The organism is Stenotrophomonas sp. 71799_Sma (genome assembly GCF_056482505.1).
On record NZ_CM151202.1, the window covers coordinates 4,088,322 to 4,106,778 of the forward strand.

Below are 18,457 nucleotides of genomic sequence, written 5' to 3' on the forward strand. Positions count from 1 at the left end.
GCGGAGTAATCCGACAAGTCGGATAGGCGCCTGTTCACAACAGCACGCGGCAGCAACCGACATCGTGACTGAGCGAGGGTCGCTAACCTTGCTTGCATGAAAATCAGAACCAAGGTCGGTAGGCGCAAAGCGGTCGTTGTGCTGGTGACAGGAGCAGCCATTGCACTGATCACGACCGCGATCTGGACGAGAAGCAACACGCCGAGCGTTCTCGCTGTTGCCCCCCAAGAGCAGCAGACCGTACGGGTTCGTATCAACGGAAAAGATGCTGCGATCGAGGCGACGCAGGCCGCAAGCGTTGCCGCCGCCGGGACTCAGTTGATTGCAATTCGCCGAAAGTTGTCGCCCCAGCAGGCCCTTCTGCTGGCGCAGGACATAGCGCGTTGCACAAACGCCGCAAGCTTGGCGGGAACAGACATTCCGACGGGACTGACTCCCGACCAGCAGCGTGAGTTCCGGGAAAACGTTCTGGGTGACTCAGACTGCTCCGCTCTTGAATCAGAACACTCCATCTATGACCTCGCCTACTACGCGGCGTCAGACGGCGACTCCACTGCGAAATTGATGTTCTCGGGACTGGCGTCTCATCAGTTCGACGATGAGCACTCCATGTTCGATGAAGAGCTCGTCAAGCGATTCAAGGAAGCGACAGTGAGATTCCTCAACGAAGCCGCGGACTCGGGTGACAGCAATACCCTGATGCTTCTTGCGGCCACCTTTGAGGATGGCCTGCATGTGCCTCGCGATGCAGCACGCGCACACGCCTATGCGCGCGCATTCAGCCAGGCCAGTGGCGGCAAGGGGCTTCGCTATGCCGAGCGGCTCTGGAGCCAACTCTCACCGGACCAGCAACGGGAATCGAACCGATGGCATATCGAGATATCGAATCGAAGAAAAGGAGAAATGAAATGAAAGGAAAGTCGAAACGCAATCGCTGGCTGATGATCGTGGTCGCGTGCCTGGGAGGCGCAGCAATCGCAGCGTCGGTTGGGAAATTCTACTGCGGCAAGGCCTGCAATGTAGCCGGGGATATGGTGGCGGAGGAAGGGTGACCATCGGAGATATTTCGGTAGCTCAATAGCTACCACTGCGGCACATCTTTGCCACGTTCGCTCGGTAGCGCCGGGCCACACCCGGCGAAATGCCTGATTCGCCACGCTGCGCGCTCGCCGGGCATGGCCCGGCGCTGCCACATCGCTGCCTCAGCGCGACCGCACGAAGCCGGCGTAGAGCGCGAACAGCTGCTGGAAGTACCGCCGCGTCACTCGATTGCGCATGACACCCTCGCCCATGAAAAGTTGGTCGGGCCCAGGGTGGGAAGGCCGGTCCGGTCCCTTCCCACGGCCGGGCCGCGTGGGCGTATTGGGCCGCAAAGGCGTTGCAGGGAAATGACCGGGCGGCGTAGCGCGTGTGGCACAGGCCGGCGGGCGGTAGAGCCGGCCGCTGGCCGGCTGCGGTGGTGGTGGACATGATTGCGGTTGCCGGCCAGCGGCCGGCACTACCCGTTTCCGCTTTGCGGAAACAGAAACGCGCCCCGGGGGGCGCGCTTCTGCAGCTGGAATCGGAAAGAAGGCTTACGCCTTCTTTTCCGCTTCCAGCTGCTTGCGGATCTGCGCATCCACCGCCGCAATGGCGGTCATGTTCAGGATCCTGCGCGAGGTCGCGCTGGTGGTCAGGATGTGCACCGGCTTGTTCACGCCCATCAGGATCGGGCCGATCGCCACGCCGTCGGTGAACACACGCACCAGGTTGTAGGCGATGTTGGCCGCTTCCAGGTTCGGCAGCACGAACAGGTTGGCGCGACCCTGCAGGGTCGAGCCCGGCAGCAGCTTCTGGCGCAGCGCTTCGTCCCATGCGGTGTCACCCTGCATTTCGCCATCTACGTTCAGACGCGGGTTGCGCTTGAGCAGCAGCTCGCGCACCTGGCGCATCTTCAGCGCGTCCTTCGAATCGTGGCTGCCGAAGTTGGAGTGCGACAGCAGCGCCACCTTCGGCTCGATGCCGAACAGCTTCATGCGGTAGGCCGCCTGCAGGGTCGCTTCGCACAGCTGCTCGGCGGTCGGGTCTTCCTGCACGTGGGTATCGACGAAGAAGAACACGCCCTGCTGGTTGATCACGCCGGTCATCGCCGAGGTCGAGGTGACCTTCGGCTCCAGCGGCAGCACGCTGCGCACGTAACCCAGCTTCTTGTGGAAGCGGCCGACGATGCCGGTCAGCATCGCATCGGCTTCGCCACGGGCCACCATCACTGCAGCGATCAGGGTCGGGCGCGAACGCATCAGGTTCTTCGCCGCGGCCACGGTCACGCCACGACGGCCGGTCAGGCCGTGGTAGTACTGCCAGTACTCGTTGAAGCGCGGGTCGTCGTTGATGTTGGTGACTTCAACGTTCTCGCCGATCTTCAGGCGCAGGCCGAGGCGCTCGATGCGCGACTCGATCACTTCCGGGCGGCCGATCAGGATCGGGTGCGCCAGGCCGTCATCGACCACGTTCTGCACCGCCTGCAGCACCACTTCCTCTTCGCCCTCGGCATACACAACGCGCTGCTTGTCGCTGCGCGCGCGGTCGTAGACCGGCTTCATCATCAGGCTGGTGCGGTAGACGAACTGGGCCAGCTTGTCGCGGTAAGCGCCCATGTCGTCGATCGGGCGCGAGGCCACGCCCGAGTCCATCGCGGCCTGGGCCACGGCGGCCGACAGCTCCACCAGCAGGCGGCGGTCGAACGGGCGCGGGATCAGGTATTCACGACCGAAGCTCGGGGTCTCGCCGCCATAGGCCGAACCCATGTCGGTGGCCGCACGACGCGCCAGCGCCGCGATGGCGCGCACGCAGGCGATCTTCATTTCCTCGTTGATCGCGGTCGCGCCCACGTCCAGCGCACCACGGAACAGGTACGGGAAGCACAGCACGTTGTTGACCTGGTTCGGGTAGTCCGAACGGCCGGTGCCGATGATCGCGTCCGGACGGGCGGCGCGCGCCAGCTCCGGCATGATTTCCGGAGTCGGGTTGGCCAGCGCGAAGATCACCGGATCCGGCGCCATGGTCTTGACCATGTCGGCAGTCAGGATGCCCGGCGCCGACAGGCCCAGGAAGATGTCCGCGCCGTCGACGATCTCGGCCAGGGTGCGCTTGTCGGTGTCGCGCGCATAGCGCTGCTTTTCCGGGTCCAGGTCGGTACGACCGGTGTGGATCACGCCCTCGCGGTCGAAGGCCAGGATGTTCTCCGGCTTCAGGCCCAGCTGCACCAGCATGTTCACGCAGGAAATGCCAGCTGCGCCCATGCCCGTGGTCGCCAGCTTCACTTCCTCGATCTTCTTGCCGGTGATCGCCATGGCGTTGAGCACCGCTGCGCCGACGATGATCGCCGTGCCGTGCTGGTCGTCATGGAACACCGGGATCTTCATGCGCTCGCGCAGCTTGCGCTCGACCACGAAGCATTCCGGCGCCTTGATGTCTTCCAGGTTGATGCCGCCGAAGGTCGGTTCCAGCGAGGCGATGATGTCGACCAGCTTGTCCGGGTCGGTTTCATCCACTTCGATGTCGAACACATCGATGCCGGCGAACTTCTGGAACAGCACGCCCTTGCCTTCCATCACCGGCTTGCCGGCCAGCGCGCCGATGTTGCCCAGGCCCAGCACCGCGGTGCCGTTGGAGATCACCGCCACCAGGTTGCCACGGGCGGTCAGCTCGCTGGCCTGCTGCGGGTCGGCCTTGATCGCTTCACAGGCGTACGCCACGCCCGGCGAATACGCCAGCGACAGGTCGCGCTGGGTCAGCATGGGCTTGGTAGCGGAAACCTTGATCTTTCCCGGCGGGGACATCCGGTGGTAATCGAGGGCGGCCTGTTTGAAATCTTCGTTGGACATCGATGTGGGTTACATGAATGGGCAGAAGGGACAGGGGATGATACCCCCGTTGGAGCGTCTGGACCTGTCGCTATCCTGTCGCAGGCATGCTGCGACCGCACAATTCCGTGCCGTATGCGACGGTACCGCGACACCAGCTTCGGTGCGTCCCATGACAGCCATGGGACGCCTTGAAACGCCGCGGGGCCGTACCACTGTCGTGATCGGCCCCGCGGTACGACACACCTGGATCAGCCCCTGGCCGGCAGCGCCTCGGGCACGGCATCGATCAGCGGCGGCAGTTCGCTTTCGCGGCCATCCAGCGCCAGCTTCAGGCGGTTGCGGTCCAGCGCCCCCTCCCAGCGCGAGACCACCACCGTGGCCACGGCATTGCCGATGAAGTTTGTCAGCGAGCGGCATTCGCTCATGAAGCGGTCCACGCCCAGGATCAGCGCCATCCCGGCCACCGGCACCTCCGGCACCACGGCCAGGGTGGCGGCCAGGGTGATGAAGCCGGCGCCGGTGACGCCGGCCGCGCCCTTGGAGCTGAGCATGGCGACCAGCAGCAGGGCAATCTGATGGCCCAGGGTCAGTTCGGTGTTGGTGGCCTGGGCGATGAACAGCGCGGCCAGGGTCATGTAGATGTTGGTGCCGTCCAGGTTGAACGAGTAGCCGGTCGGGACCACCAGGCCCACCACCGACTTGCTGCAGCCGGCGCGTTCCATCTTCTCCATCAGCGACGGCAGCGCCGACTCCGACGAGGAGGTGCCCAGCACCAGCAGCAGTTCGGCCTTCAGGTAGCGCGCCAGCTTGAACACCGAGAAGCCGCACAGGCGGCAGACCAGGCCCAGGATGACCGCCACGAACAGGAAGGCGGTGAGGTAGAACGAACCCACCAGCCAGGCCAGGTTGATCAGCGAGCCAACACCGTACTTGCCGATGGTGAAGGCGATTGCGCCGAAGGCACCGATCGGCGCGGCCTTCATCAGGATGTGGACCAGCTTGAACACCGGGGCGACCAGCGCCTCCAGGAAGTTCACGATCGGCTTGCCCTTCTCGCCCACCGATGCCAGCGCGATGCCGAACAGCACGGCCACGAACAGCACCTGCAGGATGTTGCCATCGACGAACGCGCTGAGCAGCGTCTTCGGGATGATGTCCATCAGGAAGCCGACCAGGGTCAGGTCATGCGACTTCTCGACGTAGCTGTGCACCGCGGTCTGGTCCAGCTCGGCCGGATTGATGTTCATGCCGGCGCCGGGCTGCACCACGTGCGCCACGATCATGCCGACGATCAGCGCCAGCGTGGAGAAGAACAGGAAGTACGCCATCGCCTTGGCGAATACGCGGCCCACCGTGCGCAGGTGGGTCATGCCGGCGATGCCGGTGACGATGGTCAGGAAGATCACCGGTGCGATGATCATCTTCACCAGGTTGATGAAGGCATCGCCGAGCGGCTTCATCTTCTCGCCGATCAACGGTTCGTAGTGGCCGAGGATGGCGCCCAGGACGATCGCCACGATCACCTGGAAGTACAGCTGGCGATAGATCGGCAACGGCTTTGCAGGCACCGGTGCTGCGGTCGGGATGTGCATGGCGGACTCCGGAAGGGGCGTTTTCAGGCACGTACGGCCCCGGGACTGCACGGGAACCGTTACCGTGGAAACTGACCGCAGGCCCTGTGCAGCACGCGCAGGGGGTGCGACCAATGGACGCCTTTGTACGCGCCGGGCACGCTGGCGCAGATAACCTATTGGTACTAGCCCCCCGGTTCAGGTGGCCGCGATGCCTACACTGGCGCCGCACCGCCCGATCACGGGGAGGCCGGTGGCCCGAGCTGAACGGCCGGGCGCGTCATTGCGAAAGTTCCGGCCCTTGCGGCCGTTGTTGTCCTGTCCACACGCAATCTGAGAGAGCCGCACCCAACATGCGCCCGATTCCCACCTTGCTGGCCCTGTCGCTGGCCGCGCTTCCCGCCTTCGCTTCGGCTGCCGATTTCGACAACTGGCCGACCAAGTACGCCTTCGGCGACGGCACCGAGCTGGCCGCTACCGCCAACATCGCCTACGACTACAACGATTTCTCCTCGGGCAGCGGCCTTGAGGACGACGACGCCGTGCGCCGCAAGGAGTTCGGTGCGACGCTGAAGAAGAAGGGCGTCTACGACGCGATGGTCTATTACGACTTCCAGTCCGATACCTGGCTGGACGTGTTCGTGCGCTTCGAAAGCAAGGCCTTCTTCGGCCGCGACATCGGCCGCTTCCGCTTCGGCTACATGAAGACCCCGGTCGGCCTGGACGCGAACACATCCTCGCGCGCCGGCAGCTTCCTGGAAACCGCGCTGCCGGTGCAGGCCTTCTACGCTGGCCGCCGCACGGGTGTGGAATGGGTGCTGGAGCGTCCGCAGTACCTGCTGCAGGCCGGCGCCTATGGCGGCAAGGACCTGCAGGGTGACAACCCGGGCACCACCCAGGCCGTGCGTGCGGTGTGGACCCCGGTGAAGGCGCCGGGTGACGTGATCCACCTGGGCCTGGCCTACTCGCAGGAAAATCCCCGCGGTTACAGCGATGGCCGCGACGTGCACCACGAGGCCAGCGCGCGCCTGCGCGCACGTCCGGAAGCCGGCCTGACCGACATCCGCTATGTCGATTCCGGCGCGCTGGTCACCGCCGACCAGATCCGCCGCACCGGCCTGGAAGGCATCTGGATCCGCGGCCCGTTCTCGGTGCAGGCCGAAGCCCTGCGCGCCACGGTCACCCGCCATGACGGCAAGCCCGACTACACCGGCAGCGGCCAGTACGCGATGGCCAGCTGGGTATTGACCGGCGAATCGCGCCCGTACAACGCCGGTGCGGTGGCCAACATCAAGCCGGCGCACGACTACGGCGCGGTGGAACTGGTGGCCCGTTACAGCCGCATGGACCTCGACGATGGCAGCATCCTCGGCGGCCGCCAGCACGACCTCACTCTGGGTGCGAACTGGTACCTGACCAGCCACTTCAAGTTCCAGGCCAACTACGTCAAGGTCGACGCCAGCCGTCGCGGCGTGCACAGCACGCCGGAGATCTTCGAACTGCGCGCGCAGATGCACTTCTGACCCCTTCCACGTCAGATCCCGGCGGGCGTGCACGCCACGCCCGCCGGCCCTGCGTAGACTGCCGCCATGTACTGGCTCAGCCGCCACCGGATGCTGTTGCTGACCATCGCGGTGATGGTCGGCGGCACCGTGCTGTGTGCGGTCGCCGCCGGCCACTACGCCTGGCGGCGCGCCCTCGGCGAGGAAAGCAGCCAGGTACAACGCCAGCTGCAGTTGTATGGCCAAGGCCTGCAGCAGCGCATCGACCGCTTCGGCACCTTGCCGCAGGTACTGGCACTGGATCCGGATCTGCTGCACGCGCTGCGCGTACCGCCCTCGCCCACCGAACGGCAGCGGCTGAACCTCAAGCTGCAACGCGCCAATGAAGTCACCCGTGCCTCGACCCTGACCCTGGTCGGTCACGATGGCGTGGCGGTGGCGGCGAGCAACTGGGACCAGCCGACCACCAACGTCGGTGAGAACTACAGCTATCGTCCCTATTACCGCCAGGCGCTGGCCCAGGGCCGCGGCCGCTTCTACGGCATCGGCATGACCACCGGCGTGCCCGGCTACTACCTGTCGCAGGCCATCGAGGAAGACGGCAGGCGGCTCGGCGTGGTGGTGATCAAGGTCGAGCTGTCGGCACTGGAGCAGGAGTGGCTGAGCAGCCCTGACGTGGTGCTGGCCAGCGACGACCACGACGTGGTGTTCCTGGCCAACCGTGACAGCTGGCGCTACCGCCTGCTGCGCCCACTGGGCGCCGATGAGCGCCGCGAGATGCTGGACGCCCGCCAGTACGCCGATCGCACCCTGCAGCCACTGCGCGCACGTACCGAGGATGTACTGGCCGATGGCGGCCGCATGGTGCGCCTGCTGGATCCGGCATTGCCGCAGCCGATGCTGTGGCAGAGCCTTGCGCTGCCGGCCGAAGACTGGAACCTGCACCTGCTGCACGACGCCAGTGCCGCCACCGCCGCCGGCCGTGCGGCCGCGCTTACCGGAGGTGCCGCATGGCTGGCGCTGGGCTTCCTGGTGCTGTTCATACAGCAGCGCCGGCGCCTGGCCAAGCATCGCCTGCGCAGCCGCCGCGAGCTGGAAACCCTGCTCAAGCAGCATGCACAGGAACTGCGCACCGCACAGGATGGCCTGCTGCAGGCCGCCACCGATGCCGACAGCGGCCTCAGCCGCAGCCTTGAACACCTGCCGCAGGGCGTGGTGGTGATCGACCGGGACCTGCGTCTGGTCGCATGGAATTCGCGCTACCTGGAACTGTTCCGTTTCCCGCTGGACCTGGTGCGCGTGGGGCGGCCCATCGAGGAACTGTTCCGCTTCAACGCACGCCGTGGCCTGCTCGGTCCCGGCCCGGTCGACGAGGCCATCGAGCGTCGCCTCAACCACCTGCGCAGCGGCCGTCCGCACATGCGCGAAAGTGAGAAGGACGACGGTACGGTGCTGGAGATCCGCGGCAACCCGCTGCCCGACGGCGGTTTCGTCACCAGCTACGCCGACATCACCAGCTACAAGAATGCTGCACGCGAACTGCGCTCGCTGGCCGATGCACTGGAACACCGCATCGCCGAACGTACCCACGACCTGGACGAAGCACGCCGCGAGGCCGAACAGGCCAACCGCTACAAGACCCGCTTCGTCGCCTCGGCCGTGCACGACTTGCTGCAACCGCTCAACGCAGCACGCATGTTCGTCTCGGTGCTGCGCGGCAAGCTGAGCGATCCGGCGCAGCAGCAGACCAGCGATCACATCGACGCTGCATTGGCCGCGCAGGATGCGATCCTCAACAGTCTGCTGGATATCGCGCGGCTGGAATCGGGCAGCCTGCCGACCCGTGTGCAGGCGTTCCGGCTCGGGCCGCTGCTGCAGACACTGGCGCGCGAATTCGGCATCGCCGCGCAGTCACGTGGCCTGGTGGTGGACTGGGTCGATACCGATGCCGTAGTGGTCAGCGATGAAGCGCTGCTGCGCCGCATCCTGCAGAATTTCCTGTCCAACGCACTGCGCTACAGCGAACGTGGCCGCGTGCTGCTCGGCTGCCGCCGCCGCGAGGGCCTGCTGTGGATCGAAGTGCACGACCAGGGCCCCGGCATCCCCGATGCGTTGCAGGGCGAGATCTTCGAGGAATTCCGCCGCCTGCACGACGGCCAGCAGCGCGGTGCCGGCCTTGGCCTGGCCATCGTCGACCGCATCGGCCGCCTGCTCGGACACCCGATCCGACTGCGCTCGCAGCTGGGCCAGGGCAGCGTGTTCGCTGTGGGCGTGCCGTTCGGCGACGCCAGCGCGATTCCCGCCACCGCGCCCGCGCCGGTGCTGGCGCAGGAACCGGCGGCGGACAACCCGCTGCGAGGGCGCCGTGTGTGGGTAATCGATGACGATCCGCACGTGTGCGCGGCCAGCCGCGCGCTGCTGGAGCGGTGGGGCTGCGAGGTGCTGCTGGCCGATGGCCCGCAGGCAGCGCTGCAGTTGGCCACGACGGCAACCGTGCCGGAGCTGGTGCTGCTGGATGTGCGCATGGGTGACCACCACGGCCCGGTGCTGTACGAGACATTGGCAGAGCTGTGGCGGGCCCGACCGCCGGTGGTGCTGGTCACTGCCGAGCGCGATGCGGGATTGCGTGAGATGGCTGCCGAGCGTGGCTGGGGAATGATGGCCAAGCCGGTGAAACCGCCGGCGCTGCGGGCGCTGATGAGTCAGTTGTTGATCCGGCATCGCGGGTGATTCCAGCCAACGGCGCAGCCCCTCGTGGGTGGTGCCTGGTTGGTCGTGGAAAGCAGAAGCCGTGGGTGGGCCGGTAGGGTTGGGTGCGCGGGGGACGCCGTGAATCCATCCCTGGAGGCTTGGCAGCCGCATCCATGCGGCTGACACCCCCGCGAACCCAACCCGACCGGCCTCTGACAGATTTCGGTGGCCTGCCACCCACGGAGAAGAAAAAGAAGAACAAAAGCCGGTCGCGCGCTGCGCTTGCTCGTGTAGAGCCGAGCCCATGCTCGGCATCGCGGACTGACCGCAAAGCAGCCGAGCGTGGGCTCGGCTCTACAAAAGGCGGCCTGCCAGGCTGCCTTTGCTTTTGATGTTCTTTTCTCTTCCGTGGATGGATGCGCACGGAACCTGTCCGTGGCCGGGCAGGTGGACTGCGCAGGGGCGTGAGCCGCATGGGCCCGAGGCATGCCTCGGGCGGGTTGGGCAGGACGCCCAACCCGGGTCTTGCCGTGTGCGCAGGACAGCGCACACGAGCAAGCGGCGACCGAGCTTACATGGACGTACTTGCAGCGGCCCCTGCGCAGTCCACCTGCCCGGCCTCACCCATGAACTGCTCTACGTGTCCACCCACGAGGGGCTGCGCCGTTGGCTGGAAACTACAACCCGATGCCGGCGTCGCCCTCGGGCTCCAGCGCCTTCACCAGCACCGCCGCCTGCGTGCGGCTATGGCACTCGAGTTTCTTCAGGATCGCGGTGACATGCACCTTCACCGTGTTCTCGGCCAATCCCAGCGTATAGGCGATCTGCTTGTTGAGCAGGCCATCGGCCAGGCACAGCAACACGCGGAACTGCTGCGGGGTCAGCTGGGCCAGGCGGCTGGCCAGCAGGGCGTCGGCCTCCGAGCGCTCGGCGGCCATCGCCGGGAACCACAGTCCACCATCGAGCACCGCCTGCACGGCCTCGCCAATGGTCTCGGCCGGGGCCGACTTCGGGATGAAACCGGCGGCACCGAACTGCTGGGCGCGGCGGATCACACGGGGGTGGTCGTTGGACGAGAGGATCACCACCGGAATGTCCGGATGCGAGCCACGCACGTGCAGCAGCGCGGAAAAACCGTGTGCGCCAGGCATGGTCAGGTCGAGCAGCACCAGGTCCACGTCCGGGTGCGCGTCGAGGGCTTCGGCCAATGCCTCGGCGCTGGCGACCTCGCGCACCTGCGCCAGCGGCAGGCTCTGCCGCAATGACTGCACCACTGCCGAACGCAGCAGCGGGTGGTCATCGGCGATCAGGATGGTGTATTCGCTCATGCCGCCATTGTACGGGCAGGCCGTCGCCTCAGCGCCCTGCCGGCTCCACGCTGCTGCGCCAGGCATCGAGGAACTGGCGGCGCTTGAGTGCATCCAGGTACACCAGCAGGCCCGGGCCCAGCTGGATCGGGCGACGGCTGCGGCCGGGTGCATCGTCGCCACGTGCGTTGCCGGTCACGATCGGCATCAGCCGTGCCTCGCGTGACAGCACCTGCTGGCCACGCGGCGACAACAGGTAGTCGAGGAAGCGCCGGGCTTCTTCCGGGTGTGGGCCGGTGCGTGGAATCACCGCGGTACGCAGTACCACCAGCGTGTAGTCCTCAGGCTCCACAATCGCCAGCGGAGCACCCGCGTCGATGCGCGCCTGCGCGTAAGAGCCGAGCACGTTGTAGACCAGCGACAGCTGTCCGCTGGCCACCTTGTCCAGTAGCACGCCGGTGCGCTCCTCGCGCACCACGTCGTTGTCGCCCAGCGCGCCCAGCAGCGCACCGGCGATGCTGCCACGCTGCGCATCCTGCGTTGACAGCAGGTAGCCGACGCTGCTGCGTTCGATGTCATAGGTGCCGACCCTGCCGCGCAGCGGTGCACCTTCGGCGCGCAACCGGTCCAGCAGTTGCCGGCGCGTGTGCGGCACCCTCGCAGCCGTCAGCGCGCGGGTGTTGTAGACCATCACCACCGGCTCATAGCTGATGCCGAATGCCTCGTTGCGCCACTGCGCCCAGGCCGGCAGCGCGGTGGTCTGAGCGGAGCGGTGCGGCAGTGCATGACCATCGTTGACCAGCTTGGTCTGCAGGTCCATGCCACTGGAGATCAGCAGGTCCGGCGATGCCGGTCCGCCGCGGTCGTGCAGGTACCGCGCGTACAGGTCCTGGGTGATGATGTCCTCGTACACCACTTCGGTGCCCGGGTGCAGCCGCTGGTAGTCGGCGATGACCACCGCGAACACTTCGATGTCGGTGGTGCCGTGGATGCGCAGCTGCGCCGTGGTCTTTGCCTGTGCGGGAAAACGGCGCACATCGCCGGGCGCGGCCAGCACCGGCAGGGCCAACAGCAGGGCAACGGCGGTGGCGAACAGGCGGATCATGAACTGCTCCGGGGCAGGCGGATGGTAGCGATCAAACCACCCTGCGGACGGTTGCTGAGATCGATGCGGCCGCCATGGCTGTCGACCACGCGCTTGACGATGGCCAGGCCCAGCCCGGCGCCGCCGGACGGCGCGCCCTCGCCACGGGCGAAGCGCTCGAACACGCGTTCGGCATCGGCGGCGGCAATGCCGGCACCGTGGTCGGCGATGGTCAGCACGGCCTGCCCGCCTTCCACGGTCAATGCGATCTGCAACGGACCGTCGCCGCCGTACTTGAGTGCATTGTCGACCAGGTTCTTGATCGCCTCGCGCAGCAGCAGCGCATCGCCATGCACCTGTACCGGCTCGGCAGTCATCGCCAGCTGCACGCGCGGCGCCGGGCCGGCCTGCGGCAGCGCTTCATGCAGGGCCTGGTGCACGGTCTCGGCCAGATCCACTGCAGCAAAGCGCTGCAGATGCGAACGATGGATCACGCTGGCATCGCTGAGCAACTGATTCAACAACCGGCTCATGTGGGTGGCGTTGCGCTCGATCGCCTGCAGGCTGCGCCGCATGTCTTCGGGATCGTCGTCATCCAACGCCAGCTGTGCCTGCGCACGCAATGCCGCTAACGGCGTGCGCATCTGGTGCGCGGCCTCGGCCATGAACGCGCGCAGCGTCTCGTTGCTGCTGGACAGCCGTTCCATGAAGCGGTTCAACGCCGCCACCATCTGGTCCATCTCGCGCGGTACACGGGCATCCAGCGGCTTCAGGTCAGAGGGCTCGCGGCGTGACAGCTCGCGTTCCACCCGCACCAATGGCCGGAATGCGCGATGCACGCCAAAGGCCACCAGCGCCAGCAGCAGGCCGGACAGCACACCGATCGCCAGCAGTGCGCGGTTGACCATGTCCTGCGCGACCGCTTCACGCGCACGCCGGGTCTGGCCGACCTGCACCTGTACTTCGCCCTGCGCCGAGGCGGCGGCGAAACTGCGGCCGACCACCACGAAGCGCACGGTCTCGCCGCTGTAGGCGGCATCGAACAACTGCGGTTGCGTGCCGGGCCGGCGAGGCGGCGCCGGCAGGTCGCCATAGCCGGTGATCAGGTTGCCACGGCTGTCGGCGACCCGATAGAACACGCGGTCTTCCGGGGCCATCGCCAGCAGGTCCAGCGCCGCATAGGGCAGATCGACCTGCCATTGGCCATCGACCAGGGCCACCGAATCGGCAATGGACAACGCCGAGGACACCAACAGGTGATCGTAGGAACGGTTGGCGGCGCGCTGGCCATAGCCGCGCGCGGCAAACAGCAGAGCCACCGCGAACACCGCCAGCAACGCGCCGAGGTAGAGCAGCAGCGTGCGCCGCAGCGAGCCCGGTGCGGCGTTCGCGGTACGCGCGTCAGCCATCGGCGTCGGCGCTGTCATCACTGGCTTCCAGCAGGTAGCCAACGCCGCGCACCGTGGTGATGCGCAGCGGTGCACCTGCCAGCTTCTTTCTCAGGCGCCCCACATACAGCTCGATGGCATTCGGGCCGGCCTCGTCATCGAAGCCGAACAGCCCGTTGCCTATCTCATCCTTGCCGACCACCTGGCCGAGGCGGCCGACCAGGATCTCCAGCAGCCGGTACTCGCGGTTCGGCAGTTCGATCGGTTCGCCGTCGAGGCTGACCCGGTGCGCGGCATTGTCGAACTGGAAGCCACCGATCTGCACCACTTCGCTGGCCTGGCCGCGCGCGCGTCGCAGCAGCACGCGGCAGCGCGCTTCGAACTCGCGGAAATCGAACGGCTTGCCCAGGTAATCGTCGGCGCCGACGTCCAGCGCCTGCACACGGTCTTCGATGCCGTCGCGCGCGGTCAGCATCAGCACCGGTGTGCTGTCGCCGCGCTCGCGCATGCCGGCCAGCACGCGCAGGCCATCGAGCTTGGGCAGGCCGATATCCAGCACCACCAGGTCGAAGCTCTGGTAGCGCAGCACGCTGGCGGCGGCCAGGCCATCGGCCTGCCAGTCCACGGCGTGGCCGCTGCGACGCATGCGACGGATGATCGCATCGGCCAGATCCGGGTTGTCTTCGACCAGCAGCAGGCGCATGGGCACACGGGTGGGAGGGGAAACGAATGCTACCGCATGCCGCCGCCGCGCTTGCCGGGCGTGGCCCAGTGAGCGCAGCGGCCGGTTTTACGCTGCACCGCACAATCTGTTGACAGGACGATGACAGCTTGCCCGACCCAGACTGCGGCCGCGCACCGTCCGGTGCCCACGATTGCCGCGCGCCTGGCGCGCACCTGGGAGGGTTTGTGGAATTCACGTTTGCCTGGCGGCGCCCTGCCGCCATGATGGCGCTGGCTGCCCTGTCGGCGCCGGCCTTTGCCGCCGAAGACGACCGTCCGGTCACGGCCTCGCTCGGAGGCCGCCTGCACCTGGACTTCGCCACCTTCGACAACGACAACCGCGGTACGCCGAACAAGGACGACACCGAGATCCGTCGCGCCTGGCTGGACGTGTCCGGCAAGTTCTTCGTGGTCGACTACAAGCTGGAAGCCGATTTCTCCGGCGACCGCGTCGAGGCCAAGGACGTGTACCTGGCACGCAGCTTCGGCAAGGCCGGCAAGCTGACCGTGGGCCAGTTCAAGCAGTACTTCTCGCTGGATGACCGCACCAGCTCCAACTACGGCAGCTTCCTGGAGCGCGGCAACGCCGGCACCACGCTGGCGCCGCTGTACCGCCTGGGTGCGTCGTGGCAGGCCAACCCCGGTGACTTCACCTGGGCGGCCAGCATCTACAGCCTGGAAAGCATCGACGCCTGGCAGGTGAAGGGCCGTGCCGCCGGTGGCCGCGTCACCTGGGCGCCCTCGCCCAGCGATGGCGACGTGCTGCACCTGGGCCTGTCGCTGGCCCGTGAGGCCTACGACAACCCCGGCGCCAATGGCGTGCCTGGCCTGCGCATCCGCCCGCGCCCGGCCGGCCACCTGTCCGACGAGAGCCGCCTGACCCTGGTCGACTTCTCCGCCGGCCGCGATACCGATGTCAACAAGTGGTCGCTGGAATACGCGCAGGTGCGCGGCCCGCTGTCGTGGCAGGGCGAGTTCAGTGGCGCCACCTTCGATGACGGCGCGCAGCGCGGCGACGTAATGGCCGCCTACGGCATGCTCAGCTGGTTCGTCACCGGCGAAAGCCGCGCCTACGACCGCAAGACCGGCCGCTTCGCGCGGGTGAAGGACATCCGGCACAAGGCCGGTGCCTTCGAAGTGGCGCTGCGCTACGACCAGATGTGGGGCGCACAGCACCTCGATGGTGCACCGGACCTGCGCCGCGGCAGCACCGAAGCGTGGACGCTGGGTGGCAACTGGTACCTGCGCGACAACCTGCGCTTCATGCTCAACGTGATCGAAAGCCGCAACCGCGACCGCCTCGCCGGGATCACGGTGGACCGCACGCGTGCGGTCACCGGCCGCCTGCAGTACGACTTCTAGACCTGATATTCCGGGCATGCCGCCCGGGCCCCTTCCACTCCCCCACGTCCTGTTTTCGCAAGGAGTCCGCAGATGATGCTGAGCATCCTCGGCTTTGGCATGGTCATTACGTTCATGTACTTGATCATGAGCAAACGCCTGTCGCCGCTCGTCGCCCTGATCACCATCCCCATCCTGTTCGCGCTGATCGGCGGCTTCGGCGCCAACATCGACGAGATGATGCTGGAGGGCATCAAGAAGATCGCGCCGACCGGCGTGATGCTGATGTTCGCCATCCTCTACTTCGGGGTGATGATCGACGCCGGCCTGTTCGATCCACTGGTGCGGGTGATCCTGCGCTTCGTGAAGGGCGATCCGATGAAGATCGTGCTCGGCACCGCGGTGCTGGCGATGCTGATCTCGCTGGACGGTGATGGCTCGACCACCTACATGATCACCGTCTCGGCGATGCTGCCGTTGTACCAGCGGCTGGGCATGAACGCGCTGAACATGACCTGCGTGACCATCCTCGCCGGCGGCGTGATGAACCTGACCCCGTGGGGCGGCCCGACCGCCCGCGCGGCCACCGCGCTGCACGTGGACCCGGCCGATGTGTTCGTGCCGCTGATCCCGTCGATGGTGATCGCCTGTGCCGGCGTGCTGCTGCTGGCCTGGTACCTGGGCCTGAAGGAACGCCGTCGCCTGGGCGTGGTGACCCTGCCCAAGGGTGGCAGCTGGATGGACAACAGCGTGTCCGACGACAGCAATGCGCTGCCGACCGTGGAAGACGCCGAGGACATCAAGCGTCCGAAGCTGCTGTGGGTCAACCTGGCCCTGACCGTGGCGCTGATGACGGCGCTGATCATCGGCGTGCTGCCGATGCCGGTGCTGTTCATGGTCGGCTTCGCCATCGCCCTGGTGATCAACTACCCGAACCTGGCCGAACAGCGCCGCCGCGTAGTCAACCACGCCGGCAACGTGCTGTCGGTGGTGTCGCTGATCTTCGCCGCAGGCATCTTCACCGGCATCCTCAACAACACTGGCATGGTCGAAGCGATGTCGCACAGCTTCCTGGCGGTGATCCCGGAATCGTGGGGCCCGTACCTGGCGGTGATCACGGCGGTGGCGTCGATGCCGTTCACCTTCTTCATGTCCAACGACGCGTTCTACTTCGGCGTGCTGCCGATCCTGTCCGAAGCCGCCGGCAACTACGGCATCACCCCGGTGGAAATGGCGCGCGCCTCGCTGGCCGGTCAGCCGGTGCACCTGCTCAGCCCGCTGGTGCCGTCCACCTACCTGCTGGTGGGCCTGGCCAAGGTCGAGTTCGCCGACCACCAGAAGTTCACCCTGAAGTGGGCCATCGCCATCTCGATGCTGCTGATGGTCGGCAGCCTGCTGTTCGGCCTGTACCCGCTCGCGGCCTGACCCCTTATCAAGGAGCCTTCTGCAATGACGCTTCGAATCGCTTACGTCACCAGCGGCATGGGCAGTGTCGGTACTGCCATCTGCCAGAGCCTGGCCCGCAGCGGCCACACCGTGGTCGCCGGTTGCGCGCCGAACTCACCGCGCAAGGCCAACTGGCTGCGCGAGCAGCGCGAACAGGGCTTCGACTTCATCGCCTCCGAAGGCAACGCGACCGACTGGGCCTCGACCAGCGCGGCGTTTGCCAAGGTCCGCGCCGAAGTCGGTGAAGTGGACGTGCTGGTCAACAACTCCGGTGGCAGTCGCGACCTGCTGTTCCGGCAGATGACGGTGGAGGACTGGAACGCGGTGATCGCCTCCAACCTCAATGCGCTGTTCAACCTCACCAAGCAGGTGGTCGACGGTATGGCCACGCGGGGCTGGGGCCGCATCATCAACATCGGTTCGGTCAGCGCCCACAAGGGCCAGATCGGCCAGGTGAACTACGCCACCGCCAAGGCCGCGATGCATGGTTTCAGCCGTGCGCTGGCCGCCGAAGTGGCCTCACGCGGGGTCACCGTCAACACGCTGTCGCCGGGCTACATCGCCAGCCAGGCGATCAGCAGCTTCCCGCCGGACGTGCTGGACCGGCTGGCCGCCTCGGTGCCGGTGCGACGCCTGGGCCGTCCGGAAGAAGTGGCCGGCCTGTGCGCATGGCTGGCCTCGGACGAAGCCTCGTACGTGACCGGCGCCGATTATCCGGTCAACGGTGGCCTGTACATGGGTTGAGCCCGTCTCCACGCAGCGCGTGGACCGCCTCCCCCACGGAGTGCGCGGGGCCGGTGAACCTTCGTTCGCGAGGGGGATCCGGCCCCTTTTTGTTTCTGCATTTCTGAGACGCACTTCCCGATGCATCGGCAGAACCGGTGCTATACCTGCCAGCGCTTGCCGTGCCCAATGGACGAACGGCTGACATCGCGGATCAAGGAGGTTGGCATGCGTGCAATGCTGATTGCGCTTGTTGCGGTCGCCACCACGCCACTGGCGGCAACCCCACCCGCTGCCACTGCAGAAGAGGCGGACGCAACCTGGCGGCTCGTGGAGCGCTGGTCCTTGCAACTGGCACGCTCTGACCTTGTCGCGCAGCTGTCCCCCCTGGCTCCGGCCGGCCCGCGTTCGGAAGCAGGAAGGGGCCGGGGCGACAGCGCCACCATCGATCTGGCGCCATTCGTGGTCGCCGGAAGGATCAAGGGGCCTTCTGGCCAGATCCACACCGACGCGTCGGGGCGAATCATCAAAGGCATTACGCTGTCGCTGGGCGGCGCCTGCATCTCGCGAAAGCAGATGGGTCGTCGCTACCCCGACTTCAACGTCCTTTCCGTCCCGTCAGGGCATAGTCTGGACGAGTCGACGGTGTTCGGCACGGTACTGAACGGCATCCAGATCGGGTTCTCATTCTCCGAACATGATCGTGACTGCATGGACCAGCTCAAATTCAGGTGGCCCGGTGAGCGCTTCTGATTCTCTCCGGCATACCACCATGACGAACAGGTTGCAGGACGCACACCACTGCCCTGCATCGTTCGTTGGTTTTCCGTAAA

General features: G+C 66.5%; 14 protein-coding genes. 8 read left to right on the forward strand and 6 right to left on the reverse strand.

Annotation, left to right across the window (positions count from 1 at the left end; genetic code table 11):
* Window positions 1-96 precede the first annotated feature (96 nt).
* A complete protein-coding gene (locus tag ACZK4Z_RS18915) occupies window positions 97-912 on the forward strand; it encodes a hypothetical protein (protein ID WP_478450989.1) in 816 nt (271 codons plus the stop codon).
* Window positions 909-1,052 carry a hypothetical protein gene (locus tag ACZK4Z_RS18920; RefSeq protein ID WP_164080778.1) on the forward strand — a complete coding sequence of 48 codons (144 nt, stop codon included), beginning with the start codon at window positions 909-911 and terminating at the stop codon, window positions 1,050-1,052. The genes ACZK4Z_RS18915 and ACZK4Z_RS18920 overlap by 4 nt, the downstream gene beginning before the upstream one ends.
* Before the next feature lie 522 nt (window positions 1,053-1,574).
* Here the strand turns inward: ACZK4Z_RS18920 and ACZK4Z_RS18925 are convergent.
* Both ACZK4Z_RS18925 and ACZK4Z_RS18930 read right to left on the reverse strand, forming a co-directional pair.
* The gene (locus tag ACZK4Z_RS18925; protein ID WP_032129106.1) at window positions 1,575-3,866 is read right to left on the reverse strand and encodes an NADP-dependent malic enzyme; all 2,292 of its coding nucleotides are present in this window, start codon (window positions 3,864-3,866) and stop codon (window positions 1,575-1,577) included.
* Between the two features lie 230 nt (window positions 3,867-4,096).
* The gene (locus tag ACZK4Z_RS18930) at window positions 4,097-5,440 is read right to left on the reverse strand and encodes a dicarboxylate/amino acid:cation symporter (protein ID WP_049398388.1); all 1,344 of its coding nucleotides are present in this window, start codon (window positions 5,438-5,440) and stop codon (window positions 4,097-4,099) included.
* 332 nt (window positions 5,441-5,772) lie between these two features.
* Here ACZK4Z_RS18930 and ACZK4Z_RS18935 point away from each other — a divergent pair, with 332 nt between their 5' ends.
* A complete protein-coding gene (locus ACZK4Z_RS18935; protein ID WP_071228137.1) occupies window positions 5,773-6,942 on the forward strand; it encodes an OprO/OprP family phosphate-selective porin in 1,170 nt (389 codons plus the stop codon).
* 66 nt (window positions 6,943-7,008) lie between these two features.
* Complete coding sequence (locus tag ACZK4Z_RS18940) at window positions 7,009-9,651, forward strand: hybrid sensor histidine kinase/response regulator (RefSeq protein WP_180838234.1); 2,643 nt, start codon at window positions 7,009-7,011, stop codon at window positions 9,649-9,651.
* A gap of 638 nt (window positions 9,652-10,289) precedes the next feature.
* Here ACZK4Z_RS18940 and ACZK4Z_RS18945 read toward each other — a convergent pair.
* From ACZK4Z_RS18945 to ACZK4Z_RS18960, 4 genes are read right to left on the reverse strand one after another with little or no spacing between them, the layout of a single operon-like run.
* The gene (locus tag ACZK4Z_RS18945) at window positions 10,290-10,940 is read right to left on the reverse strand and encodes a response regulator (RefSeq protein ID WP_005414428.1); all 651 of its coding nucleotides are present in this window, start codon (window positions 10,938-10,940) and stop codon (window positions 10,290-10,292) included.
* 28 nt (window positions 10,941-10,968) lie between these two features.
* Window positions 10,969-12,024: an ABC transporter substrate-binding protein gene (locus ACZK4Z_RS18950; protein WP_125895074.1), complete on the reverse strand. Its 1,056-nt coding sequence runs from the start codon at window positions 12,022-12,024 to the stop codon at window positions 10,969-10,971.
* Complete coding sequence (locus ACZK4Z_RS18955; protein WP_049421788.1) at window positions 12,021-13,412, reverse strand: sensor histidine kinase; 1,392 nt, start codon at window positions 13,410-13,412, stop codon at window positions 12,021-12,023. The genes ACZK4Z_RS18950 and ACZK4Z_RS18955 overlap by 4 nt, the downstream gene beginning before the upstream one ends.
* Window positions 13,405-14,094: a response regulator transcription factor gene (locus ACZK4Z_RS18960; protein ID WP_049463657.1), complete on the reverse strand. Its 690-nt coding sequence runs from the start codon at window positions 14,092-14,094 to the stop codon at window positions 13,405-13,407. The genes ACZK4Z_RS18955 and ACZK4Z_RS18960 overlap by 8 nt, the downstream gene beginning before the upstream one ends.
* 242 nt (window positions 14,095-14,336) lie before the next feature.
* Here ACZK4Z_RS18960 and ACZK4Z_RS18965 point away from each other — a divergent pair, with 242 nt between their 5' ends.
* The 4 genes from ACZK4Z_RS18965 to ACZK4Z_RS18980 all read left to right on the forward strand — a co-directional run bounded on the left by ACZK4Z_RS18965 (window position 14,337) and on the right by ACZK4Z_RS18980 (window position 18,377).
* On the forward strand, window positions 14,337-15,476 hold the full coding sequence (locus tag ACZK4Z_RS18965) for an OprO/OprP family phosphate-selective porin (RefSeq protein WP_125895108.1): 1,140 nt from the start codon (window positions 14,337-14,339) through the stop codon (window positions 15,474-15,476).
* Between the two features lie 75 nt (window positions 15,477-15,551).
* Entirely contained in the window at window positions 15,552-16,880 is a 1,329-nt protein-coding gene (locus tag ACZK4Z_RS18970) for a CitMHS family transporter (protein ID WP_125895106.1), read from the forward strand.
* Between the two features lie 24 nt (window positions 16,881-16,904).
* Complete coding sequence (gene phbB / locus ACZK4Z_RS18975) at window positions 16,905-17,645, forward strand: acetoacetyl-CoA reductase (protein ID WP_005419193.1); 741 nt, start codon at window positions 16,905-16,907, stop codon at window positions 17,643-17,645.
* A gap of 207 nt (window positions 17,646-17,852) precedes the next feature.
* A complete protein-coding gene (locus ACZK4Z_RS18980; protein WP_125895072.1) occupies window positions 17,853-18,377 on the forward strand; it encodes a hypothetical protein in 525 nt (174 codons plus the stop codon).
* Window positions 18,378-18,457: the final 80 nt, after the last annotated feature.